The sequence below is a fragment of the Nonomuraea candida genome (assembly GCF_000725485.1).
GTDB lineage: Bacteria > Actinomycetota > Actinomycetes > Streptosporangiales > Streptosporangiaceae > Nonomuraea > Nonomuraea candida.
In genome coordinates this window covers 65,763-88,834 of sequence record NZ_JOAG01000017.1, presented here as the reverse complement: position 1 = coordinate 88,834, position 23,072 = coordinate 65,763, and the positions used below count along the sequence as shown (strand labels likewise).

Here is a 23,072-nt window from a genome sequence, read left to right as displayed (position 1 = left end):
CCGCGGATACAAGCGCTTGCAATGTATGCGCGGTCATGCAACAAACCTGCACATCCTACGCATTGACTCGCCTAACAATCGGTTGCATAAAGGGGTGAAGCTCGCGAGTTTCCACGCAACACCCCAACGGGATCCCGTGGCCGGCCGCCACCACAACGGGAGGCTCCACAGTGCGTAGGACAAGAGCAAGCAAGAGTCGTGCATGGCTCGCCGCGCTCGCGGCGACGGCCGCGGCCGTCCTCGTGGCGGGGGCGGTGACGCTGCCCAGCGCCTCGGCCGCGACGCTGTTCGGGGACGACTTCGAGGACGGCGACGCCGCCGGCTGGTCGCGCTCCGGCGGGAGCTGGTCGGTGGTCGCCGACGGCAGCCGCGTCTACCGCCAGTCCGGCACCGGCTCCGACGCCAGGGCGCTGGCCGGCGGCGGGTGGACGGACCAGGCGGTGCAGGCGCGGGTGAAGCCGCTGGCGTTCAACGGCCAGAACCGCCACGTCGGCGTGCTGGCCAGGGCGCAGAGCACCAGCGCCTACTACTTCCTGGGGCTGAGCAGCTCCGGCTCGGTCGTGCTGGGCAAGCGCACCGGCGGCGCCCCCGTCACGCTGGCCACCGCCGCCGCCTCCGTGGTCACCGGCACGTGGCGCACGCTGCGGCTGGAGGCGTTCGGCAGCTCGCTGCGGGGCTTCGTGGACAACGTGCAGCTCGTCACGGCCACCGACACCGCCCTCGCCTCCGGCAGGGCGGGGCTGGCCGGCCACTACGCCGCCGCCTCGTTCGACGACGTGGTGGTGAGCGACCTGGGCGGCCCGACCGACCCGCCGGCCACCCCGACCACGCCGCCGGCCGGCTCGTGCGTCTCCTCCGGCGCGCCCGTCGGGTTCGCCTCGGTGAACGCCTGGGGACAGAACGGCACCACCGGCGGCGCGGGCGGCCCGACCGTGGAGGTGGACACGGCCGCCGAGCTGATCTCCGCGATCGGCCGGAGCGGGCCGCTGACGGTGTGCGTACGCGGGATGATCACCCTGCCGGCCGGCATGTACGACGTCGCCTCCGACAAGACGATCCTCGGCGTCGGCTCCGGCTCGGGCATCAGCGGGGGCGGCTTCACCATCGGGCTCCCGGCCGACGACTCCGTCACCGCGCCGCCGCCCGGCGCCGTGCACAACGTGATCATCCGCAACCTGGTCTTCAGGAACGCCTCGGACGACGCGATCAACGTGCAGATGTTCAGCCACCACGTCTGGATCGACCACAACGACCTGGCCGCCGGCCATGACGGGCTGATCGACGTCAAGCGCGGCTCCTCGTACGTCACCGTCTCCTGGAACCACACCCACGACCACACCAAGAACATGCTGCTCGGCCACGACGACGACAACGACGCGCAGGACGTCGGGCGGCTGAAGGTGACCTACCACCACAACTGGTTCGACCGGACGCCGCAGCGCAACCCGCGCGTGCGGTTCGGGGAGCCGGTGCACGTGTTCAACAACTACTACGTCTACAACACCGACGTCGGGGTGGCCTGCCAGGCGGACGCCGGCTGCCTGGTCGAGGGCAACTACTTCGAGCGGGTCGAGGAGCCGGTGAGCAACTCCTACGCCGGGCCCTCGGGCAGGTGCGTGGCCAGGAACAACGTCTTCGCCGACGAGTCCGGCGCGCCCGACTGCTCGGGCAGCGTGCAGGAGCCGAGCGCGTACTACTCCTACACCGTGGCCGACCCCAACGGCGTCAAGGCGGCCGTGATGGCGGGCGCGGGCGTCGGGAAGATCGGGTCGTAGCGCGCCGGGGCCGCCGCCGCCCGCGCGGCGGCCCCTTCTGGCAAGGTGGTCAGGGTGACGAGCATGGTGGCCGACTTCTGGTTCGACCCGTCCTGTCCGTACACCTATCTGACCTCGCGCTGGCTGCTGGAGGTGCGGCAGGTGCGCCCGGTCGAGGTGCGCTGGCACGTGATGAGCCTGTCGGTGCTCAACGAGGGCCGCGACGACGACCCGGAAGGCGACCCCGAGGGCTACCTGTGGGTTCCGGTGCGCATCTGCGCGGCCGTGCGGCGCGATCACGGGCAGCGGGCGCTGGAGCGGTTCTACACGGCCCTGTGGACCACCGGCTCGGGCGACTGGATCGGCGACCTGCGCGCGGCGCTGGCCGCCGCCGGGCTGCCGGTCGAGCTGGCCGAGGCGGGCCTGGGCGGCGACTACGACGACGCCGTACGCGCCTCGCACGCCGAGGGCGTCGGCCTGATCGGCGACCACGTGGGCACCCCGATCATCGCGGTCACCGACGCCGCGGGCGGCGGCGACCCGGTGGTGTTCTTCGGCCCGGTCGTCTCCCGCGTCCCGACCGGCGAGCAGGCCGGCCGCCTGTGGGACGGCACGCTGCTGGTCGCGGGCACCCCGGGGTTCCACGAGCTGAAGGGCGGGCCCCGCGAGGAGCCGAACATTCCTCACACTCCGTGACCGTCTTTGCCGGATTCCGTGATCAGCGCCTGGTCGGCGGGCTAATCTTGGTGCCCCCGCGACCGCGGGGGCACCTTCCCCGGACGAGAGCACACAAGCCTCCATGGACGAGCACGTCATCACCATCGAGTGGAACGACCCCCCTGACGAGATCGGCTGTCACGACCACGCGGCGGGCACCTACACCACCTTCTCGTGCAGCTGCGACCTGCCGCTGACCGACCGCGACGCCGCCACCCGGCATGCGGCCGAGCTGGGCCGGTGCCTGGTGTGCCTGGGCTCGGGCACCTTCGCCGCCCACCCGCGCGACAGCGTGCGCTGCGACACCTGCGAGGGGACGGGCAAGGAGCTCCGGCCCCGCCTGCGCCCGGACTTCCCGCTGACCCCCGGCCTCCTCAGGGATCTCGCCCTGCTGCTGCCCGAGGAGTTCGGGCTGGACGACGTGCTCGCGATGCTGAGGGAACACCTGCCGTACGCGTCCGGCGCGCCCGACAGCCTGCTGTCGATGGCGGCGGGGCTGGTGCGGTATCTGGAGGTGAGGGGCGTGATCGTGTTGTGCACGGTGCCCGACTTCCTGCCCGCGGAAGGGGTGGAGCAGCGCTACGACGACCCCCGGTGGATCCGCGTCCCCTGACCCGTGCCGGGCACGGCGCGACCGGCGCCGTGCCCTGCCTCCCCTCGCCTGAGCCCCCCTCACCTGAGCCTCCCCTCATCTGAGGGGCAGCACGTCCACGCCGCGCTCGTCGTCGCCGCGCGGGCCGAAGATGCGCCGCTCGGACTCGTCGATGCGCACGTCGTTGATGCTGGCCTCCCTGCGCCGCATCAGGCCCGACTCGTCGAACTCCCACTGCTCGTTGCCGTAGCTGCGCCACCACTGGCCGGAGGCGTCGCGGCACTCGTACTGGAAGCGCACCGCGATGCGGTCGCCGAGCACGGCCCACAGCTCCTTGCGCAGCGCGTAGTCCAGCTCCCTGTCCCACTTGCGGCGCAGGAACTCCCTGATCTCGTCGCGGCCGGTGACGAACTCGCCGCGGTTGCGCCACTGCGAGTCCTCGGTGTAGGCGAGGGCCACGCGGTCGGGGTCACGCGTGTTCCAGGCGTCCTCCGCGGCCTGGACCTTGATGCGGGCGCTCTCCTCGGTGAACGGCGGTACGGGCGGGCGTGACATGGCGGTGGCCTCCTCGGTCGGCAAGAGAACGGTCGTTCTCCCGGCTAGCATAGAGAACGATCGTTCTCCGTTCAAGCGAGGTGTCATGGAACACGCCGAACGGCTCCTGGCGGCGGCCGGGGAGCTCTTCTACCGGCAGGGCGTGCGGGCCGTGGGCATGGACGAGGTCAGGGCCGCCTCCGGCGTCTCGCTCAAGCGGCTCTACCAGTGCTTCCCGTCCAAGGAGGCGCTGGTGGTGGCCTGGCTGGAGCGGCGGGACGAGCAGTGGATGTCCTCGCTCACGTCCTACGTCCGCGAGCGGGGCGACCGGGTGGAGGCCGTCTTCGAGTGGCTGGAGCGGTGGTTCGGCGAGGACGGCTTCCGCGGCTGCGGGTTCCTCAACGCGTACGGCGAGCTGGGCGCCACCTCCGAGGCCGTCGCCGAGGTGGTGCGGCGGCACAAGCGGCGGCTGCGCGACCTGCTGCGCGAGCTGGCGGGAGACGACGACGCCCTGGCCGAGCAGCTCTTCATCCTGGTCGAGGGGGCCACCGTCACCGCCATGGTGGACCCCGGCCGCGCGGCCGCGACGGCGCGGGCGGCCGGCCGCGCCGCCCGCGCCCTCACCTCACCTCACCAGGACTGACACCCGGACCGGCCGGTCACCCCAGCCGGGCCGGTCACCCCAGCCGGCCGGTCACCGGGGCCGGTCTCGGGGTCACAGCAGCTTGTCGAGGGTGATCGGCAGGTCGAGGACGCGCTTGCCGGTGGCGTGCCGCACGGCGTTGGCCACCGCCGCGGCGGCGCCGGTGATGCTGACCTCCCCCACCCCGATCAGGCCCAGCGGCGTGGTCGGGTCGGGCTCGTCCAGGCAGTGCACGTCGATGCGCGGGATGTCCGCCTGCACGGGCAGGTGGTACTCCGCCAGGCTCGGGTTCACGATCCGGCCGCTGCGGCCGTCGACCAGCGTCTGCTCCGACAGCGCCATGCCGATGCCCATCACGATGCCGCCGCGGAGCTGGCTCGCCGCCGTCCTGGCGTTGATCACCCTGCCGACGTCGAACACGCCCAGCCAGCGCGAGACGCGCACCTCCATGGTGTCGGGGTCCACCCGCACCTCGCAGAACTGCGCCCCGATCGCCGCCTTCACCCATTTCCGGCGGTCGTTCATGGTCCGGACCAGCAGGCCCAGCATGTTGCCCTTGCTCTCGGCCTCGACGTGGTCGCGCCCGGCCGCGGCCAGGATCTCGGCGTAGGTCTGGCCGCGCCCTCCGTGGTACAGCCCGCCGTCGCGCGCCTCCAGTTCCTCCAGCCGCCGGCCGCGCAGGGGCGAGCCGGGCGCGCGGCGGGCCAGGGCGAGCAGCGCCCGCTTCAGCTTGGCGCTCGCCTCGATCACGCCCGCCGCCGCGCTCGCGGTCTGGTTCGAGCCGCCCGCCCCCGGACCCTGCGGCAGGTCGGAGTCGCCGATCTCCACGCGTACGGACTCCAGCGGCACGCCCAGCTCGTCGGCGGCGATCTGCGCCTGCGCCGTCGCCGTGCCCATGCCCATCTCCTGCAGTCCGCAGCGCACCACGACCTGCCCGTCGGCGCTCATCCGCACCTTGACGTGGGCCGAGAACCGCATCTGCGGATGGTAGGCCGTGGCCACCCCCATGCCGACCAGCCACCGGCCGTCCCGCATCGCGCCGGCCCGGGGGTCGCGCTCGCGCCAGCCGAACCTCTCGGCCCCCACCGCGTACGCCTCGCGCAGCAGCCGGTTGGAGAAGCGCTGCCCGCCGATCGGGGCCCGCTCGGGCTCGTTGCGCATGCGCAGCTCGATCGGGTCGATGCCGGTCTCCCAGGCCAGCTCGTCCATGGCCGACTCCAGGGCGAAGGTGCCGATGGCCTCGCCGGGGGCGCGCATGAAGGTGTTGGCCAGCAGGTCGAGCCGGGTGATGCTCTGCCGCAGGTGGATGTTGGGCGAGGCGTACAGGTGCCGGCTGCCGGCGGTGATCCCCTCCGGCATGCCGCCGGTCCGCGCGACCCTGGACACGCTGGTGTGGATGAGCGCGGTCAGCCGCCCCTGCTCGTCCGCGCCCAGCGCGACCCGCTGCGTGCTGGGCGTGCGCCCGCCGACCGTGTGGTAGACGCCCTCGCGGGTGAGCGCCAGCCGCACCGGCCGGTTCGTCACCCGCGCGGCCAGCACGGCGAGCAGCGTGCCCGCCCAGACCGAGCCCTTGCCGCCGAACCCGCCCCCGACGTACGGGGACAGCACCCGGACGTCCTGCTCCGGCACCCCGAACCGCTTGGCCAGGTGCCGGCGCGTCCACGCGATGCTCTGCGTGCCCTCGTGCACGGTCAGCCGGTCGCCCTCCCACACGGCGGTGGTGGCGTGCGGCTCGATGGCGTTGTGGTTGTGCGGCGGCGTGCTGAAGGTCAGGTCCACCGAGTGCGCCGCGGCGGCCAGGGCCGCCTGCGCGTCGCCCTTGTCGGCCTCCGCCTCGGCTATCAGGTTGCCCTTCTGCGGCACGGCGCGCGGTTCCTCGGCCGAGAAGTCCACCGTGGCGGGCAGCTCCGCGTACGACGGCCGCACCAGCGACGCCGCGTGCCGGGCCGCCTCGGGGGTCTCGGCGACCACCACCGCGACCGGCTGGCCGTTCCAGTGCACCTCGTCGGTGGCCAGGTAGTTGACCGTGGTGCCCGACACCAGCGTGCTGAGGTCGAGGAAGCTCACCTTGGGCGGGGGCTTCATGGGCGGCGTGTTCTCGTGGGTGAGGACGTCGATCACGCCGGGCACGGCGCGGGCCGCCTCTGTGTCGATGGCGGTGATGCGGGCCCGCGCGACCGTGGCGTGCACGAGCGCGGCGTGGGCCAGGCCGGGGTAGGGATGCTCGGCGGCGAAACGGGCCCGGCCCGTCGTCTTGGCCGGGCCGTCCACCCGGTCCACGGCCCGGCCGACGTACTTCTCCGTGCCGGTCGCGCGCTCGGTCGCCTCCGCCTGGCTGACGCTCATCGCCCGGACCTCCCCCTGCCCTGCTCTCGTGTCGTGCGTGACGCCCATCAGCGGGCCTCCCCCGTGCTCAGCTCGCGCAGCGTGGCCACGATCGTGGCCCTGGCGAGCCCCGCCTTGAACGCGTTGCCCTGCCTGCCGGTCGCGCCGGCCAGCTCGGCCTCGGCCGCCCGGCGGAAGGCCGCCTCGTCGGCGGGGCCGCCCTGCAGGACGCGCTCCGCCTCGCGGGCCCGCCACGGCTTGGGCGCGACGCCGCCGAGGGCCAGCCGCGCCTGTGTCACCATCCCGTCGCGCACCTCCAGCGCCGCCGCGACCGAGACCAGGGCGAAGGCGTAGGAGGCGCGGTCGCGCACCTTGCGGTAGCGGGAGTTCGCGGCGACCGGCAGGGGCGGCAGCTCGACGGCCGTGACCAGCTCGCCGGCGGCCAGCGTGGTCTCGATCTCCGGCGTGTCGCCGGGCAGGCGGTGGAAGTCCGTCAGCGGGACGCGCCGCACGCCGTCCACGCCGCGTACCTCGACCACCGCGTCCAGGGCGGCCAGCGCCACGCACATGTCGGAGGGGTGGGTGGCGATGCAGCTCTCGCTGACGCCCAGGATCGCGCAGCTGCGGTTGAACCCGTCGAGCGCGTCGCAGCCGCTGCCCGGCTCGCGCTTGTTGCAGGCCGAGGCCGCGTCGTAGAAGTAGGGGCAGCGGGTGCGCTGGAGCAGGTTGCCGCCCACGGTGGCCATGTTGCGCAGTTGCGCCGAAGCGCCCGACAACAGCGCCTGCGACAACATCGGGTAGCGGGTGCGCACCCGCCGGTCGGCGGCCAGGGCGCTGTTGCGCACGAGCGCGCCGATCCGCAGCCCGCCGTCGGGCAGCTCGTCCACCGTGTCGAAGGGCAGGCCGGTGACGTCCACGACGGTGTCGGGCCGCTCGATGCCCTCGCGCATCAGGTCGACCAGGTTGGTGCCGCCGCCGAGGAACTTCGCGCCGGGGTCGGCGGCCACCGCCCGCACGGCCTCCTCGACGTCGGCCGCCTTGACGTACGCGAACGACCTCATCGCCCGTCCTTCCCCGCCACATCCATGATCGCGTCCACGATCCCGTTGTACGCGCCGCAGCGGCACAGGTTGCCGCTCATCCGCTCCCTGACCTCGGCCTCGGTGAGCGGGGAGGCGTCGGCGACGGCGCTGGGCATGCCCGCCTCGTGCTCGGCCAGCATGCCGATCGCCGAGCAGATCTGGCCCGAGGTGCAGTAGCCGCACTGGAAGCCGTCGTGGCGGACGAACGCCTCCTGCAAGGGGTGGGTCACGCCCTCGATGGTGGTGATCTCGCTGCCGTCGTACTGGACGGCCAGGGCCAGGCAGGAGTTGATCCGCATGCCGTCGGCCAGCACCGTGCACGCCCCGCAGGCGCCCTGGTCGCAGCCCTTCTTGGGGCCCATCAGGCCGAGCCGCTCGCGCAGGGCGTCGAGCAGGCTGACCCGCGGCTCGACGTCGAGGGCCTCGACGTCACCGTTCACTTTCATCCGTATCTCGGTCACTCGATCCTCCGCTGCCGGTTTATCGCGACGCTAACAGAACGCTGTTTCCTTAACAAGTGAACACCGTTCTGCTAAGTCGGTCAGTATGCTGATGAGCGACATGAAGCGGTCGGCATTCCTCCGGGCCAGGCGGCCAGAGCACAAGCAGCAGCGACGCGAGGCCATCCTCGACGCCGCGCGCGAGCTCGCCCGCGCCTCCGGCGTGCGCAACGTCAGTCTGGGGGCGGTCGCGGAGGCGGTGGGGCTGGCGAAGTCAAACATCGTGCGTTATTTCGGCACCCGCGAGGAGATCTACCTGCAGCTGATGGTCGACGAGTGGCGGCAGTGGGCCGACGACGTCTCCGCCCACCTGGCCGCCTCGGCCGCCACCTCGGCCGCCACCTCGACCTCCGCCGCAGCCGCCACCTCGGGGAGCACCCCCGCCACCGACTCAGCCACCGCCTCGGGGAGCACCCCCGCCACCGACTCAGCCACCGCCTCGGGCGATCAAGACGTCTCGGGGCAGGACCGGACGGCGCACGTGGTGGCGGCGCTGGCCGAGACGATCGTGGACCGGCCGCTCCTCTGCGACCTGCTCGGCAACGTCTACATCAGCCTCGAACACAACGCGTCCGTCCCCGCCGCCCGCACCTTCAAGCGGGCGATCGTGTCCACCAGCGCGGAGATGGGCGCCGAGGTCGCGCGCGCCGCCGGTCTGACCGAGCGCGAGGGCCTCGAACTGGTCTCCTTCGCCAGCGTGCTGGCCGGGACGCTCTACCCGATCGCCAACCCCGCCCCGGCCCTGGCCCAGGTCTACGCCGAGGACCCCGAGCTGGCCGCCGCCTGCCCCCAGATGCTGCCCACTCTCGTGCGCGCGCTCACGGCGCTGGCCGTGGGCCTGCCGGCGCTGCGCGACCGGCCGGCCGGCTGAAACTTTCATCCCGGTCCAGGCATTCCTGGCCCGCCTCCCCCGGCCCCCTGTACATCGGCGCCGAATGCGCCCAGCATGTCCCTTACCTAACCGGTTAACAGTCAGGAAGGGCACCCCCCATGAGCAAACGACTCGGGGCCGCGTCCGCGGCGCTCCTGTCGCTTCTCGTCTCGATGCTGGTCTCGATGACGGTGGCCCCGTCCCCCGCGAACGCCGCGGTCGGGCTCCGGGTCAGCGGCGCCAGGATCGTCGAGGCCAACGGGAACGCGTTCGTCATGCGCGGCGTCAGCCACGCGCACACCTGGTACGCCGGCCAGACCGGCGCCTTCGCGCACATCAAGGCGCTGCGCGCCAACACGGTCCGGGTGGTGCTGAGCGGCGGCCGGTGGACGGCCAACGGCGCGGCGGACGTGGCCAACGTCGTCTCGCTCTGCCGACAGAACCGGTTAATATGCGTGCTCGAAAACCACGACACCACGGGGTACGGCGAGCAGAGCGGCGCGTACACGCTCGACCAGGCCGTCGACTACTGGAACAGCGTCAAGAGCGCCCTGACCGGCACTGAGGACTTCATCGTCGTCAACATCGGCAACGAGCCGTACGGCAACAACAACGTCTCGGCCTGGACCAGCGCGACCACCAGCGCCATCACCCGGATGCGGAGCCTGGGCTTCCAGCACCTGCTGATGGTGGACGCGCCCAACTGGGGCCAGGACTGGCAGTTCACGATGCGTGACAACGCTCAGACCGTCTTCGACGCCGACCCGCAGGGCAACACGGTCTTCTCCGTGCACATGTACGGCGTCTTCGACACCGCCGCCGAGATCACCGCCTACCTCGACGCCTTCAGGACCGCCGGCCTGCCGCTGGTGATCGGCGAGTTCGGGCACAACCACTCCGACGGCAACCCGGACGAGGACACCATCATGGCGCAGGCCGTGTCGCGCGGCCTGGGCTACATCGGCTGGTCGTGGAGCGGCAACGGCGGCGGCGTCGAATACCTCGACATGGTCACCAACTTCGACCCGGCCAGCCTGACCTCCTGGGGCCAGCGCATCTTCAACGGCGCGAACGGCATCGCCGCCACCTCGCGCGAGGCCACGTTCTTCGGCGGCGGCGGCACCGACACCACCGCCCCCACCACGCCGGGCGCCCCCTCGGCCTCCGCCGTCACCTCCACCGGCGCGACCCTGACCTGGACGGCCTCCACCGACGCCGGCGGCTCGGGGCTGGCGGGCTACGACGTCTACCGCGAGCAGGGCAGCACCGACCCGCTCATCGGCTCGTCCACCACCAACTCCGTCACGCTGACCGGCCTGACTCCCGCCACCCAGTACCAGGTGTACGTCCGGGCCCGTGACGGGGCCGGCAACCAGTCCGGCGCCTCGGCCACCGCCACCTTCACCACCACGACGGGCGGCGGCAACGGCGGCTGCACGGCCGCCGGGACCGTGCAGAGCCAGTGGGGCAGCGGGTACGTCGTGCAGCCGGTCACGGTCACCAACAGCGGCACGTCGGGCATCACCGGCTGGACCGTCACCTTCACCCTGCCGGCCGGGCACACGCTGGCCGGGTCGTGGAACGCCACGCTGACGACCAGCGGCCAGACGGTCACGGCCAGGAACGCCGGCTACAACGGCACCGTGGCGGCGGGCGGCAACACCAGCTTCGGCTTCCAGGTCAACCGGCCCGGCGGGAACACCGCGACGGTGAGCTCCTACACCTGCGCGGCCTCCTGACGCCGCGGCCGCTCTCGCCGCGCTCGGGGGTGCGGCGAGAGCGGTCAAACCCTCACCAGGCCCGGGTCAGGCCCCGCCCGGCAGGAGGTCAGGAGACGCCGGGCGGTGAAGTGCTGTCGCGGATCACGAGCTGGCACGGCAGCGTGTGGATGCCGGGCGTGGCCTTGCCGTCGATGGCGGCGAACAGGTGCTGGGCCGCGGTCCGCCCGAGCACCTCCAGGTTCATGTCCACGGTCGTCAGGGCGGGCCGCGTCTCGGTGGACAGCACCTCCCAGTTGTCGTAGCCCACCACCGCGATGTCGTCGGGCACCCGCCGCCCCCGCTCCCGCACCCCCTCGACGAACCCGGCCGCGATCTGGTCGCTGCCGCAGAACACCGCGTCGATCCCGGGATCGGCCATCAGCAGCATCTCCGCCGCGTGCCGCCCCCACCGCTGCGACCACACCCCGGACATGGTCTGCCCCGCCTGCGCGACGCCCGCCTCGGCCAGCGCGCGGTGGAAGCCCTCCTCGCGGTCGCGGGCCGCCTTGTAGTGGGAGGGGCCGGTGATGTGCGCGATGCGCCGCCGGCCGAGGGCCAGCAGGTGGTTGACGGCCATGGCCGCCGCCCCCACGTCGTCGGGCACGAACGACACGTCCGAGGGGTCCTCCGACGGGCCGTACGCGTAGACGACGGGCACGGGCAGGTCCTTGCTGACCGACGGGCGCGGGTTGGTGCTCTCGCCCACCACGATCAGCCCGTCCACCCGCCGCGACAGCAGCGCGCGCAGGTGGTGCTGCTCCCTGATCGCGTCGCCCCGCGCGTCGCACAGCAGCACGGCCATCTCCCCGGCCCCGAACGCGTCCTCCGCGCCGAGCAGCACCGGGATGCCGAACCGGCCGACGCTGTCGGAGGTCAGCAGCCCCACGGTCCTGGTCTGGCCCGACAGCAGCCCTCTGGCCAGGGCGTTCGGCTGGAAGGAGAGCTCCGCCGCGGCGGCGAGCACGCGTTCGCGCGTGGCCGCCCGCACGTCCTGGCGCCCGTTGAGCGCCTTGGAGGCCGTGGCGATCGATACCCCCGCCAGCGAGGCCACATCGTTGATGGTCGCCCGCTTACCCGCCATACTTCGAAACCCTTTTCGGTGATTTGTGAACTGCTTAGCACCATAGCACCCATTGACATGGGCTCATGTTTCTTCTACGTTTCCGAAAACCTTTAAGTCCAGGAGCACATCATGAGACGAAGGCTGGCCGGGATCTCCCTCTTCGGTGTGTTAGCGCTCACAGCGGCTGCCTGCGGAAACGGCGGCGGCGGTGGCGGCGGCACCCCGTCCTCGGACGCTCCCGTCACGATCACCATGTGGACCCGCGCGGCCACCCAGGCGCAGAGCGAGCGCCTGGTCAAGGCCTACAACAGCACCCACAAGAACCAGGTGAAGCTCACCGTCATCCCCACGGACAACTACCAGCCCCGCATCGCCGCCGCGGCCGGCGCCAGGCAACTGCCCGACGTGTTCGCGGCCGACGTCATCTTCGTTCCCAACTACACCTCCCAGGGCCTGTTCCTGGACATCACCGACAAGATCGCCGCCCTGCCGTACAAGGACAAGCTGGCTCCCTCGCACATGAAGCTCGGCACGCTGGAGGGCCGGCAGTACACGCTCCCGCACACCCTCGACCTGTCGGTCTGGTTCTGGAACAAGGACCTGTACGAGAAGGCCGGCCTCGACCCGGAGCAGGGCCCCAAGTCGCTCAAGGAGTTCGCCCAGCACGCCACCACCATCCAAGACAAGCTGGGCGAGGACGGCAAGGTGCACGGCACCTTCTTCGGCGGCAACTGCGGCGGCTGCTACGTCTTCACCTTCTGGCCGTCGGTCTGGGCGGCCGGCGGGCAGGTCATGAACCCCGAGGGCACGACCTCGCTCAACGACCAGCCGGCGATGACCGAGGTCTTCAAGATCTGGCGCGAGCTGTACGAGAAGAAGGCCACGGGCCCGACGGCCAAGGAGGAGCAGGGCCCGACCTGGACCGGCTTCTTCCCCAAGGGCGAGATCGGCGTGATGCCGATGCCGTCCACCACGCTCGGCCTGATGCCGAAGGACATGAAGATCGGCGTGACCCCGATCGCCGGCCCCGACGGCGGCGAGTCCACGTTCGTGGGCGGCGACTCGGTCGGCATCGCCGCCACCACCAGGAACGCGGAGGCGGCCTGGGAGTTCCTGTCCTGGACGGTCTCCGACGAGGCCCAGGTCGAGGTCATGGCCAGGAACAAGGACGTGGTCGCGCGCACCGACCTGGCCGGCAACAAGTACTCCTCGGAGGACCCGCGCGTGGTGCTGATCAACTCGCTGGTGGCCAAGGGGCAGACGCCGTTCGCGCTGCGCTTCGGCCAGACCTACAACGACCCGCAGGGCCCGTGGCTGCGGCTGGCGCGCGAGGCGGTCTTCGGTGACGCCGCCAAGGTCGCCCAGCTCAACGCCGACGTCACGAAGTCGCTGCAGCAGCAATGACGTTGACGGCCACGCGATCCTCGCGGGGGCGGGCGGCCCATGCGGCGCCGCCCGCCCGGTGGCGCGGCAGGAAGGTCCAGGGCTGGCTGTACGCGGCCCCGACGGCCGTGATCGTGGGCGTGCTGTTCGTCGCGCCCCTGGTGCTGGTCGTCTGGATGTCGCTCAACCGCTGGCCCCTGCTCGGCCAGGCCACCTTCAACGCCCCCGCCAACTACCTCAAGATCACCGGCAATCCGCTCTTCGTGGACGCGGTGCTCTTCACGCTGAAGTACACCGCCATCACCACCGTGCTGCTGTCCGGCGTGGCGCTGGGCCTGGCGCTGCTGGTGCAGGAGCGCAGGCCGGGCATCGCCTTCTTCAGGACCGCGTTCTTCCTGCCCGGCGCGGTCGGGTTCGCCGCGGCGGGCCTGCTGTTCTACGGCATGCTCAACAACGACTTCGGCCCCATCGACCCGATGTTGCAGGCGCTGGGCATCACCAGCGAGCCGGTCAAGTGGATCGGCACGCCGAACATGGCGCTGTTCTCCACGATCACGCTGGTGCTGTGGCGCTTCGCCGGGTTCAACATGCTCATCCTGCTGACCGGCCTGCAGGCCATCCCGACCGAGGTGTACGAGGCCGCCAGGAGCGACGGCGCCGGCCGCTGGCAGATCTTCACCAAGATCACGCTGCCGCTGCTGCGCCCGACGCTGGCGCTCATGCTGATCCTCAGCGTCACGGGCTCGCTGCTGGCCTTCGACCAGTTCTTCGTCTTCACCAACGGCGGCCCCGACAACAGCACGGTCTCGATGGTCATGGTCGTCTACCGGGACGCGTTCTTCCGCTTCGACCTCGGCGGCGCGGCGGCGCTGTCGGTCGTGCTGCTCGTGGCCCTCGTCGGGCTCAACTCGCTGATGATGCGGAGGCTGCGATGAGCCGGTACCTGACGCTGTCGGCGCTGGCGGTGCTGTTCCTGTTCCCGCTGGTGTGGAGCGGCTGGGCCTCGCTGGAGGAGCCGTCGAACTACCTGGAGATGGCGCGCTTCGGCGAGGGGCTGGACACGTACGCGACCAACAGCGTGCTGGTGTCGGCCATGACGGTGGGCGGCACGCTGGTGGTGTCGGCGCTGGGCGGCTACGGCTTCGCCCGCTTCGACTTCCCCGGCAAGAACCTGCTGTTCCTGGCCACGCTGGCGATCCTCATGGTGCCGTACGCGACGATCCTGATCCCGCTCTACGTCCTGCTCGGCTACCTCGGCCTGCAGAACTCGCTGGTCGGGCTCTCGCTGGTGTTCGTGATGTTCCAGCTCCCGTTCGCGCTGTTCATGATGCGCAACGCGTTCGAGGCGCTGCCGCGCGAGCTGGAGGAGGCGGCGCTGGTGGACGGCTGCGGCACGTTCCGCGCGTTCCTGCGGATCCTGCTGCACGCGGTGCGTCCCGCGCTGGTCACGGTGGGCCTGTTCGCCTTCCTGGCCTCGTGGAACGACTTCTTCGCACCGCTCATCCTGCTCAACGACGGCGCCTCGTTCACGCTGCCGGTGGCGGTGGTCAGCATGACGCAGCACACGTTCGGCGCCATCGACTACGGGATGCTCCAGTCCGGCGTGATGGTGATGGCCATCCCCTGTCTCATCCTCTTCATCGTTCTGCAGCGCCACTACGTGCGCGGATTCATGTCAGGAGCTCTGCGTGGCTAATCCCGTCCTGCCCTCATCGGGCGTCCTGTCCCCCCTCGGTCTCGACGCGGTCCGCGTGCTCCCCGGTTTCTGGGGCGACCGGATCGCGCTGAACCGCGAGGTCACGATCGCGCACTGCCTGGAATGGGAAGAGCGGGAAGGCTGGATCGGCAACTTCCGCGGCGAGCGTCCCCGCCGGGGCAGGGAGTTCAGCGACTCGGAGGCGTACAAGCTGCTGGAGGCGATGGCCTGGGCGGACCATCCGGCGCTGCCCGCGCTGGCCGGGACGGTGGCGCAGGCGCAGGAGGGCGACGGCTACCTCAACACCCGCTGGTCCGGCAGCCGCTACACCGACTTCGAGTGGGGGCACGAGCTCTACTGCTACGGCCACCTCATCCAGGCCGGCGTCGCCCGCCTGCGCACGCACGGCGAGGACCGGCTCACCGAGGTCGCGGCCAAGGCCGCCGACCACGTGTGCCGCCGGTTCATGGAGGGCTCGGAGACCTGCGGGCACCCGGTGATCGAGATGGCGCTCGTCGAGCTCTACCGGGTCACCGGCGCCGAGCGCTACCTGGAGATGGCCCGCCGCTTCGTCGCGCGGCGCGGCCTGCCGGCGCTGGCCGACATCCCCTTCGGGCGCGGCTACTACCAGGACGACGTGCCGGTCAGGCAGGCGCAGGTGTTCCGCGGGCACGTCGTGCGCGCGCTCTACCTGGCCTGCGGGGTGGTGGACGTGGCGGTCGAGACCGGGGACGAGGAGCTGCTGAAGGCGGTGGAGGCCCAGTGGGAGCGCACGGTCGCCCGGCGCACCCACCTGACCGGCGGCATGGGCTCGCGGCATGCCGACGAGTCGTACGGCGAGGACTACGAGCTGCCGCCGGACCGGGCCTACAACGAGACCTGCGCGGGCATCGCCTCCATCATGCTGGCGCACCGGCTGCTGCTGGCCACCGGCGACGCCCGCTACGCCGACCTGGCCGAGCGGACCATGTACAACGTGCTGGCCACGGGGGTGGCGCTGGACGGCCGCTCCTTCTTCTACGTCAACCCGCTGCACGTGCGGGTGCCCGCGACGCCGCTCGACGGGGTGAACCACGCGGCCGAGGGCGGGCTGCGCTCGCCGTGGTTCGACGTGTCCTGCTGCCCGAACAACGTCGCCCGCACGCTGGCCTCGCTGCCCGCCTACGTCGCCGGGGCGTCGTCCGGCGGGGTCCTGATCCACCACCTCACGCCGTCGGAGATCCGCCACGGCGGGCTGGCGCTGCGGGTGGAGACCGGCTACCCCTGGTCCGGCTCGGTGAGCGTGCGGGTGCTGGAGGACGGCGAGGGGCGCGTCGGGCTGCGCGTCCCGGCCTGGGCGGCGGACGCGACGCTGGCGCGCGTGCCGGTCTCCTCGCCGGACGCGCCGCTGCCCGAGGGCCCGGTCATCCGGCCGGTGGACCCCGGCTACGCCCACGTCGAGGGGCCGTGGCGGGCCGGTGACGAGATCCGGCTGGAGCTGCCGATGCGGCCCCGGTGGACCTTTCCCGACCGGCGGATCGACGCGCTGCGCGGCAGCGCGGCGGTGGAGCGGGGGCCGCTGGTCTACTGCGCCGAGTCGGTGGCCGACGAGCCGCCGCTCGGGGACGTGACGGCGCGCGCCGAACCGCCGGTGGAGCACGCCTCGGACGACGGCGTGGTCGAGCTGGAGGTGCCGGCCGCGCTCGGCCCCGCCGGCAACGGCCCCTGGCCGTACGGGCCCGAGCCGGCGGATGCGGCGGGGCCGGCTGAGGGGGCGGACGTGCGGCTGCGGCTGGTGCCCTATCACCGGTGGGGCAACCGGGGCCCCGCGACCATGCGTGTCTGGCTGCCGATCCAGGAGGGACGACGTGCGTAAACCGTTGGTGTGCCTGACCCTGTTAGCGCTCACAGCCGCGCTCGCGACGGCGCCCGCCCACGCGGAGCCCGGTGACGCGCTGGGCCTGCCGGTGTTCACCGGCGCGGACCCGGTGCCCGCCGAGCCCGTGGGCTACCACCCGCGCCGGATGATGAAGGAGATCTACAACAAGGAGAAGGGCGGCGACTCGTACTGGATCGACCGCATGCTCGCCCGGCCCGGTGACGACCCGGCGGGGCCGTGGCTGATGTCGCGCGGGCGGGCGCTGTTCATGAAGGAGCACGACCCGCGCAAGCTCGGCTTCGGCGGGCGCGTGGCGTACTGGGAGAGCATCGACGACCGCGACGCGTACGAGATCACGCTCGGCGCCCCGCTCACCGAGAGCGTCGCCGAGCGGCTGCAGATGCCCAGCCACTGGAGCGGCCGGTACACCGGCGACGGGCTCGCGGTCGGCGTCAAGAAGTTCATCACCCACGAGAACGTCGCCGTGACCACCCTGGAGATCACCAACACCGGCACGGCCGCGCGGGACGTGCCGATCACCGTGACCTCGCCCTACGCGAAGCGGGCCGACGGGGACCGGGAGCTGACCGGCACCGTCTGGGCGCGGAACAAGCTCACCACGATCTTCCCCCGGCTCAGCGGCGACGGGCTGAAGGTCTCCGGCGGCGCGCTGAAGGGGTCGGTGAGCGTCGCGCCGGGCCGGACCGTGCGCACGAAGGTGCAGATGGGCTTCGTCACCGAGGAGCTGGCCGGGTCGCGCGCGGAGTATGACGGTTACCAGGGCCGCTCGCCCGAGCAGGCGCTGCGGCGGCAGCTCCAGGACTACAACGCCTGGTGGGCGGAGAACCTGCCCTACATCGACGTGCCCGACGACAACATCAAGAAGCACGTCTACTACCGCTGGTGGCTGATGCGCTTCAACTTCCTCGACGCCGACATCCCGGGCAACGACTTCCAGTTCCCCACCTCGGTGGAGGGGGCGCTCGGCTACAACAACGCGATCGTGCTGACCGTGCCGATGTTCGTGCAGGACCTGAAGTATCTGCGGGACCCCGTCTACTCCTACGGGCCGTGGGTGTCGGCGGGCGAGGTGTCGCGCAACTCCACGTACACCGACAACCCGGGCGACCCGGAGAACTGGTCGAACAGCTACACGCAGTACATCTCGGCGGCGGCGCTGGAGAGCTACCAGATCCACGGCGGGCAGCCGTCGATCCTGCGCAACCTGGCCCGCTACGCCGAGAGGGACGTCTACGGCCAGCTCGCCGCGTACGACTCCAACGGCAACGGGGTCATCGAGTACGACTGGGAGGCCATGACCGGCAACGACGCGGACGCGGTGTCGTTCCACTACTACGACCGGGCCAACGAGCGGCTGGAGGGCGCCTACGTCTACGCCAACGCGATGGCGGCGGCGCAGGCGTACGAGCTGGCCGGCGACGCGGCCAAGGCCGCCGAGCTGCGCGGCGTGGCGGCCAAGGTGCGCGACGGCGTGCTGGGCCTGCTGTGGGACGCGGAGGACAAGCTGTTCAAGCACCGCGACCTGCGGACGGGCAACCTGATCCCGTGGAAGGAGTCCAACAACTACATCCCGTACGCCACCGGCCTGGTGCCGCCCGATGACCCGAAATATCGGGAGGCGCTCCGCTTGTGGGCTGATCCTGCGGAATATCCGATCTTTCCGGCGTACACCGCCAACCAGAAGGACAAGGCGGAGGCCGCCGCCGCGGGCCACCCGGGCACCAACAACTTCTCCCAGATCAACTCCACCCGGAACTTCGCGCTGTTCTCCAAGGCGCTGCGCCACTACCCCACCCCGTACATCACCGCCGCGCAGTACAAGCAGCTTCTGTACTGGAACGCCTGGTCCCAGTTCATCGGCGGCGACACCCGCTACCCCGACGCCAACGAGTACTGGGCCGCCTGGGACCCGGCGACCAAGAGCATCGGCTACCGCTCCTGGATCCACCACACGATCCTGGGCAGCAGCAACTGGACCGTCATCGAGGACGTCATGGGCCTGCGCCCGCGCTCGGACGGCAAGGTCGAGCTGTGGCCGGTGGACATCGGCTGGGACCACTTCACCGTCAACGGCGTCAACTACCGGGGCGACGACCTGACCATCGTCTGGGACAAGCCGGGCGACGGCGCCAAGCACTACGCCGGGGTGCCCGAGGGCTACTCGATCATCGTCGACGGCCGGCGCGAGGTCACCCTGTCCGGCCTCGACCACGCCGTCTGGGACCCCCGGACGGGCCGGGTCGAGGGCGGCACGGTCGTGCACGCGGGCAGGGCCCCCTCGCTCCGGCCGCCCACCGAGGTCGAGCTGACCGGCGACCGCGTCGCGGACCTGTTCCGCAAGGCCGGCGTCGACCTGCGCGCCCCGCGCGAGAACCTGGTCGCGACCGCCACCGCCTCCCACGGCGACCCGGCGGGGGCCGTGGACGGGTTCACCATCAACGAGCCGCACTGGGGCGCCAAGGGCTCCGGCCAGGCGCGGGACTGGCTGGAGGTGGACCTCGGCGCGGCGCGGAAGGTGGACCGGGTCGAGCTGTACTTCTTCGCCGACCGCAAGAGCTACGCCGAGCCCGCCCTCTACTCGGTGCAGTACCTCGACGGCGAGGTCTGGAAGGACGTGCCGCGCCAGCACAAGAAGCCGCTCTACCCGCGCGCCAACCTCAACGAGGTGCGCTTCCCCGCCCTGACCGCGCAGAGGCTGCGGGTGCTGGTCACCCACCGGCCCGGCTTCGCCACCGGCCTGAAGGAGATCCGGGTCCACCGGGCCGGCGGGCCCGCCGGCCCGGTCGCCAACAGGAGGCCGGACGTGCTGCTGGTGACCGATCCCGCGTTCGGCCGGCCCGGGCAGGCCAGGATCGAGGCCGTGGTCAAGGACGACGCGCTGCCCGGGGGCGAGCTGACCACGCAGTGGGCCAAGGTGAGCGGCCCCGGTGAGGCGTTCTTCACCGAGCCGACCGGCACGACGACGGTGGCCGCCTTCTCCGAGCCGGGGACGTACGAGCTGCGGCTCACCGCCACCGACGGCGAGAAGAGCTCCTCCGCGACCGTCACCGTCGCCGCCACCGCGCCGAGCGCCCAGGTGAACGTGGCCCCGAAGGCCACCCCGACGGCCTCCTACACCTCGCCCTGGGAGCGGGTCACCGCGATCAACGACGGCATCGACCCGCCGCGCTCCAACGACGGCGCCAACCCGCGCTGGGGCACCTGGCCGCAGCAGGGCGCCCAGTGGGTGCAGCTCGACTGGCCCGAGCCGGTGCGGGTGAACAAGGCCGAGGTGTACTTCTTCGACGACGGCGGCGGCGTCCGCCTGCCCGCCTCGTGGAAGATCCAGCGCTGGGACGGTGACTCCTACGAGGACGTCACCGGCGTGACGAGCTACCCCACGGCCGCCGACGCCTACAACGCGGTCTCCTTCGACCCGGTCACGACCACCCGCCTGCGCGTCCAGCTCGAATCGGGCGGCGCGTCGGTCGGGCTGCTGGAGACCAAGGTGTACGAGGTGCCGCCGGACGCGGCGCGCCCCGCCCACGTGCCCACCCTGGCGGGGGAGCTGCCCAGGCTCCCCGCCACCGTCGAGACCCTCTACGCCGACGGCTCCCGCGGCAGCGCCGCCGTCACCTGGCAGCAGGTGACGCCCGAGCAGGTGCGCACCGGCGGCACCAGCTTCACCGTGACCGGCCTGGCCGAGGGGGTGCCCGAGATGGCCCGCGCCACCGTCTACGTCCGCGCCACGCCGGCCGTGACGATCACCTCGATCGCCGAGGAGGCCGTCAGGACCCGGGCCGGGGTGGCGCCGTCGCTGCCCGCCACCGTCGTGGCCACCTACAACGACGGGTCGAAGGACAGCTCGGTGGCCGTCACCTGGGAGGCCCTCGACCCCGACCGGTACGCCCGGCCCGGCACGTTCACCGTGTCCGGGCAAGTGAGCGGCACGACTGTGACCGCGCGCACCACCGTGACGGTCGAGTAACCCCTATATTGTCCTGGCCCCGCCCATTTCGCGGGGCCAGGACAATCGTGTGCGGGGGAGGCGGACAGAGCACGATGGCCGAACTCTCCGACCGGCTCGCGCCCGATGCGGCGCCCGCCGCCGGGCCGCTCCGGCGCGGGCGGGTGGGCGGCGCGTTCGCCGTCGCCGCCGCCATCGCGGTCGCCGCGCCGATCCTGGGCCTGTCCGCGATCCTCGTCTGGGCCGGGCTGCCCGCCGAGTGGACGCCCTCCGTGACCGTCACCCCGCAGTCGGCCGTCATCTACACCTTCCCCGCGGTGGGCGCCTTCCTCGTCTACCACCGGCCCCGCCTGAACATGGCCTGGCTCATGAGCCTCGGCGGGCTGGGGGCGGCCGTCAGCGACCTGGCCCACGCGTTCATGTTCCGCTTCGCGGCCGACCAGGAGCTGGCCCTGGCCGGCTGGTCGCGGGTCCCGCTGCAGCTCGGGTGGGCGGTGTGCGGGCTGACGCTGACGATGCTGCTGCCGTTGTACTCGCCCGACGGCCGCCTGCCCTCCCGGCGCTGGCGGCCCGTGCTGTGGCTGGGCTGCGCGTCCCTCGGGGCCGCGACCGCGCGCAACCTGTTCAAGATGCCCCCGCCCGCCGAGGGGTACCCGTACCCGTGGGTCATCCCGAGCCCGCTGCAGATCCCGGCGCTGGCCCCGTACCTGGACACGATCGGCGTCGTGAGCTGGACCGGCATCTACGGCGCGATGGCGCTCTCCGCGCTGTCGATGGGGATGCGGATGCGGCGGGCCGACCCGATCGGGCGGCGGCAGATCGGCTGGCCGCTGTTCGCGTTCTCCGGCTACATCGTGTTCCTGATCGGCAGCTCGATCTGGCCCGGGCTCATGTGGGCGGCCGTCGTGTGGGCGGCGGTCATCCCGTTCGCGGTGGCGTTCTCGGTGATGCGCTACCGGCTCTACGGCATCGACACCGTGATCAGCCGGGCCTTCGTCGCGGCCGGCGTGGTGGCCGTGGTCAGCGCCGTCTACTTCGGCGCGGGCACGCTGTCGGGCCTGCTGGTCTCCGGCTACGACCAGGTGGCCGGGATCGCCGCCGCGCTGTTCGCGGGAGCGTTCTTCCAGCCGCTGCGGCGCGCGCTGCAACGCGCGGTGGACCGGCTGCTGTACGGCGCGGTCGGCGACCCCTCCGTGCTGGCCGAGCGCCTGACCCAGGCCGTGCGCCGCGGCGACCCGGCCAAGGCGCTGAACTCCGTGGTGAGCGTGCTGCGCGACGGCCTGGCGGTCGAGGGCGTGGCCGTCGAGGTGGCCGACGGCGAGCCCCGCTACGTCGAGAGCGGCCGCGTCGGACCGGACCCGCGGGAGGTGCCGCTGGTCTGGCACGGCACGTGGGTCGGTCGCCTGCTCGTCGGCCCGCCGGGGCCGCGCCGCTTCCCCGCCGCGCACAACGAGCGCGTGCTGGCCACGCTCACGCCGTACGCGGCGGACGTGGCGCACGCCGTGCGCATGGCGGCGGACCTGCAGCGGTCGCGCGAGCGCATCCTGACGGCCCGGGAGGAGGAGCGCCGCCGCCTGCGCCGCGACCTGCACGACGGGCTCGGCCAGACCCTCTCCGCCATGGCGATGACCATCAACATGGCCCGCCTGAGCCTGAAGAACTCCCCCGAGGCCGCCGACGAGCTGCTGCGGGAGCTGCACGCCGGCATGAGCGCCGTCACCGGCGACATCCGCGAGCTCGTGTACGGCCTGCGCCCGCCCGCCCTCGACGACCTCGGCCTGGCCCGCGCGGTGCACGACCTGGCCGGGCGGTCGTCGCCGGACATCGACGTCGCGGTGGAGTCGGAGGGCGACCTGGAGGAGCTGCCCGCCGCCGTCGAGGTGGCGGTCTACCGCATCGTGCAGGAGGCGCTCACCAACATCCGCCGGCACGCCGAGGCGACGCGGGCCAGGATCGCCCTGCGGCGGGAGCGGGCGGTGCTGCGCGTGCTGGTCGAGGACGACGGCAAGGGACTGCCCGCGTCGCGCCGCGCCGGGGTGGGGCTGGGCTCGATGCGCGAGCGGGCGGCCGAGCTGGGCGGCCTGTGCGTGGTCACCGGCGAGCCGGGGGCGGGCACCCGCGTGGAGGTCGTGCTCCCGCTGCAGGCGGCCGACTCGGGCATGAGCCTGCACTCCTGACGGAGCGATCCTCCCGCTGCCGGCGGCCGAGTCCGGCATGAGCCTGCACCCCTGACGGGACGGTCCCCCCGCTGCCGGCGGCCGAGTCCGGCATGAGCCTGCCCCTGGCGGGGTGATCCTCGGCTGCGAGCGCCACCCCCGGCACGGCCG

The 23,072-nt window shown here is 72.2% G+C and carries 17 protein-coding genes; 12 read left to right on the top strand and 5 right to left on the bottom strand.

Annotated features, from left to right (window positions below; translation table 11 throughout):
• Positions 1–170: 170 nt before the first annotated feature.
• The 3 genes from IO39_RS17950 (at position 171) to IO39_RS50720 (ending at position 3,084) form a co-directional block, all read left to right on the top strand.
• A complete protein-coding gene (locus tag IO39_RS17950) occupies positions 171–1,775 on the top strand; it encodes a pectate lyase family protein (RefSeq protein ID WP_043624011.1) in 1,605 nt (534 codons plus the stop codon).
• A 63-nt stretch (positions 1,776–1,838) separates the two neighbouring features.
• On the top strand, positions 1,839–2,450 hold the full coding sequence (locus IO39_RS17945) for a DsbA family protein (RefSeq protein ID WP_169789081.1): 612 nt from the start codon (positions 1,839–1,841) through the stop codon (positions 2,448–2,450).
• Between the two features lie 103 nt (positions 2,451–2,553).
• Entirely contained in the window at positions 2,554–3,084 is a 531-nt protein-coding gene (locus IO39_RS50720; RefSeq protein WP_052423035.1) for a hypothetical protein, read from the top strand.
• 75 nt (positions 3,085–3,159) lie between these two features.
• On the opposite strand, the gene IO39_RS17935 is transcribed toward IO39_RS50720, so the two are convergent.
• Positions 3,160–3,618 (bottom strand): nuclear transport factor 2 family protein, encoded by a 459-nt coding sequence (locus tag IO39_RS17935; protein ID WP_043624157.1) that lies wholly within the window; start codon positions 3,616–3,618, stop codon positions 3,160–3,162.
• A gap of 85 nt (positions 3,619–3,703) precedes the next feature.
• On the opposite strand from IO39_RS17935, the gene IO39_RS17930 reads away from it, so the two are divergent.
• Positions 3,704–4,240, top strand: coding sequence for a TetR/AcrR family transcriptional regulator (locus IO39_RS17930; RefSeq protein WP_043624002.1), 537 nt, complete (start codon positions 3,704–3,706; stop codon positions 4,238–4,240).
• 72 nt (positions 4,241–4,312) lie between these two features.
• Here the strand turns inward: IO39_RS17930 and IO39_RS17925 are convergent, their stop codons facing one another.
• From IO39_RS17925 to IO39_RS17915, 3 genes are read right to left on the bottom strand one after another with little or no spacing between them, the layout of a single operon-like run.
• Positions 4,313–6,586, bottom strand: coding sequence for a xanthine dehydrogenase family protein molybdopterin-binding subunit (locus IO39_RS17925; protein WP_043623999.1), 2,274 nt, complete (start codon positions 6,584–6,586; stop codon positions 4,313–4,315).
• Between the two features lie 47 nt (positions 6,587–6,633).
• Entirely contained in the window at positions 6,634–7,626 is a 993-nt protein-coding gene (locus tag IO39_RS17920) for an FAD binding domain-containing protein (protein WP_043623996.1), read from the bottom strand.
• On the bottom strand, positions 7,623–8,093 hold the full coding sequence (locus IO39_RS17915) for a (2Fe-2S)-binding protein (protein ID WP_211267059.1): 471 nt from the start codon (positions 8,091–8,093) through the stop codon (positions 7,623–7,625). Before IO39_RS17915 ends, IO39_RS17920 begins: the two co-directional genes overlap by 4 nt.
• A gap of 115 nt (positions 8,094–8,208) precedes the next feature.
• Here IO39_RS17915 and IO39_RS56760 point away from each other — a divergent pair, with 115 nt between their 5' ends.
• Together IO39_RS56760 and IO39_RS17905 are read left to right on the top strand one after the other, a co-directional pair.
• Positions 8,209–9,018 carry a TetR/AcrR family transcriptional regulator gene (locus IO39_RS56760; protein WP_043624155.1) on the top strand — a complete coding sequence of 270 codons (810 nt, stop codon included), beginning with the start codon at positions 8,209–8,211 and terminating at the stop codon, positions 9,016–9,018.
• 119 nt (positions 9,019–9,137) lie between these two features.
• Positions 9,138–10,757 (top strand): cellulase family glycosylhydrolase, encoded by a 1,620-nt coding sequence (locus IO39_RS17905; RefSeq protein ID WP_043623990.1) that lies wholly within the window; start codon positions 9,138–9,140, stop codon positions 10,755–10,757.
• Positions 10,758–10,845: 88 nt separating this feature from the next.
• On the opposite strand, the gene IO39_RS17900 is transcribed toward IO39_RS17905, so the two are convergent.
• Positions 10,846–11,859, bottom strand: a complete 1,014-nt coding sequence (locus IO39_RS17900) for a LacI family DNA-binding transcriptional regulator (RefSeq protein ID WP_043623987.1) — start codon at positions 11,857–11,859, stop codon at positions 10,846–10,848.
• Between the two features lie 111 nt (positions 11,860–11,970).
• On the opposite strand from IO39_RS17900, the gene IO39_RS17895 reads away from it, so the two are divergent.
• The 6 genes from IO39_RS17895 to IO39_RS17870 all read left to right on the top strand — a co-directional run bounded on the left by IO39_RS17895 (position 11,971) and on the right by IO39_RS17870 (position 22,922).
• Complete coding sequence (locus IO39_RS17895; protein ID WP_052423034.1) at positions 11,971–13,245, top strand: ABC transporter substrate-binding protein; 1,275 nt, start codon at positions 11,971–11,973, stop codon at positions 13,243–13,245.
• Positions 13,242–14,159 (top strand): carbohydrate ABC transporter permease, encoded by a 918-nt coding sequence (locus IO39_RS17890; protein WP_043623984.1) that lies wholly within the window; start codon positions 13,242–13,244, stop codon positions 14,157–14,159. The genes IO39_RS17895 and IO39_RS17890 overlap by 4 nt, the downstream gene beginning before the upstream one ends.
• Positions 14,156–14,920, top strand: coding sequence for a carbohydrate ABC transporter permease (locus IO39_RS17885; protein ID WP_043623981.1), 765 nt, complete (start codon positions 14,156–14,158; stop codon positions 14,918–14,920). Before IO39_RS17890 ends, IO39_RS17885 begins: the two co-directional genes overlap by 4 nt.
• Entirely contained in the window at positions 14,913–16,775 is a 1,863-nt protein-coding gene (locus tag IO39_RS17880; protein ID WP_043623977.1) for a glycoside hydrolase family 127 protein, read from the top strand. Before IO39_RS17885 ends, IO39_RS17880 begins: the two co-directional genes overlap by 8 nt.
• Positions 16,768–20,766, top strand: a complete 3,999-nt coding sequence (locus tag IO39_RS17875; RefSeq protein WP_157548530.1) for an Ig-like domain-containing protein — start codon at positions 16,768–16,770, stop codon at positions 20,764–20,766. The genes IO39_RS17880 and IO39_RS17875 overlap by 8 nt, the downstream gene beginning before the upstream one ends.
• A 74-nt stretch (positions 20,767–20,840) precedes the next feature.
• Positions 20,841–22,922, top strand: a complete 2,082-nt coding sequence (locus IO39_RS17870) for a sensor histidine kinase (protein WP_084773034.1) — start codon at positions 20,841–20,843, stop codon at positions 22,920–22,922.
• Positions 22,923–23,072: the final 150 nt, after the last annotated feature.

What these genes read in the sequence shown, in the direction of transcription:
- IO39_RS17945 (WP_169789081.1), top strand. Translation starts at nt 1,839, where the DNA reads ATGGTGGCCGACTTCTGGTTCGACCCGTCCTGTCCGTACACCTATCTG.
- IO39_RS50720 (WP_052423035.1), top strand. Translation starts at nt 2,554, where the DNA reads ATGGACGAGCACGTCATCACCATCGAGTGGAACGACCCCCCTGACGAG.
- IO39_RS17935 (WP_043624157.1), bottom strand. Translation starts at nt 3,618, where the DNA reads ATGTCACGCCCGCCCGTACCGCCGTTCACCGAGGAGAGCGCCCGCATC.
- IO39_RS17930 (WP_043624002.1), top strand. Translation starts at nt 3,704, where the DNA reads ATGGAACACGCCGAACGGCTCCTGGCGGCGGCCGGGGAGCTCTTCTAC.
- IO39_RS17925 (WP_043623999.1), bottom strand. Translation starts at nt 6,586, where the DNA reads ATGAGCGTCAGCCAGGCGGAGGCGACCGAGCGCGCGACCGGCACGGAG.
- IO39_RS17920 (WP_043623996.1), bottom strand. Translation starts at nt 7,626, where the DNA reads ATGAGGTCGTTCGCGTACGTCAAGGCGGCCGACGTCGAGGAGGCCGTG.
- IO39_RS17915 (WP_211267059.1), bottom strand. Translation starts at nt 8,093, where the DNA reads ATGAAAGTGAACGGTGACGTCGAGGCCCTCGACGTCGAGCCGCGGGTC.
- IO39_RS56760 (WP_043624155.1), top strand. Translation starts at nt 8,209, where the DNA reads ATGAAGCGGTCGGCATTCCTCCGGGCCAGGCGGCCAGAGCACAAGCAG.
- IO39_RS17905 (WP_043623990.1), top strand. Translation starts at nt 9,138, where the DNA reads ATGAGCAAACGACTCGGGGCCGCGTCCGCGGCGCTCCTGTCGCTTCTC.
- IO39_RS17900 (WP_043623987.1), bottom strand. Translation starts at nt 11,859, where the DNA reads ATGGCGGGTAAGCGGGCGACCATCAACGATGTGGCCTCGCTGGCGGGG.
- IO39_RS17895 (WP_052423034.1), top strand. Translation starts at nt 11,971, where the DNA reads ATGAGACGAAGGCTGGCCGGGATCTCCCTCTTCGGTGTGTTAGCGCTC.
- IO39_RS17890 (WP_043623984.1), top strand. Translation starts at nt 13,242, where the DNA reads ATGACGTTGACGGCCACGCGATCCTCGCGGGGGCGGGCGGCCCATGCG.
- IO39_RS17885 (WP_043623981.1), top strand. Translation starts at nt 14,156, where the DNA reads ATGAGCCGGTACCTGACGCTGTCGGCGCTGGCGGTGCTGTTCCTGTTC.
- IO39_RS17870 (WP_084773034.1), top strand. Translation starts at nt 20,841, where the DNA reads ATGGCCGAACTCTCCGACCGGCTCGCGCCCGATGCGGCGCCCGCCGCC.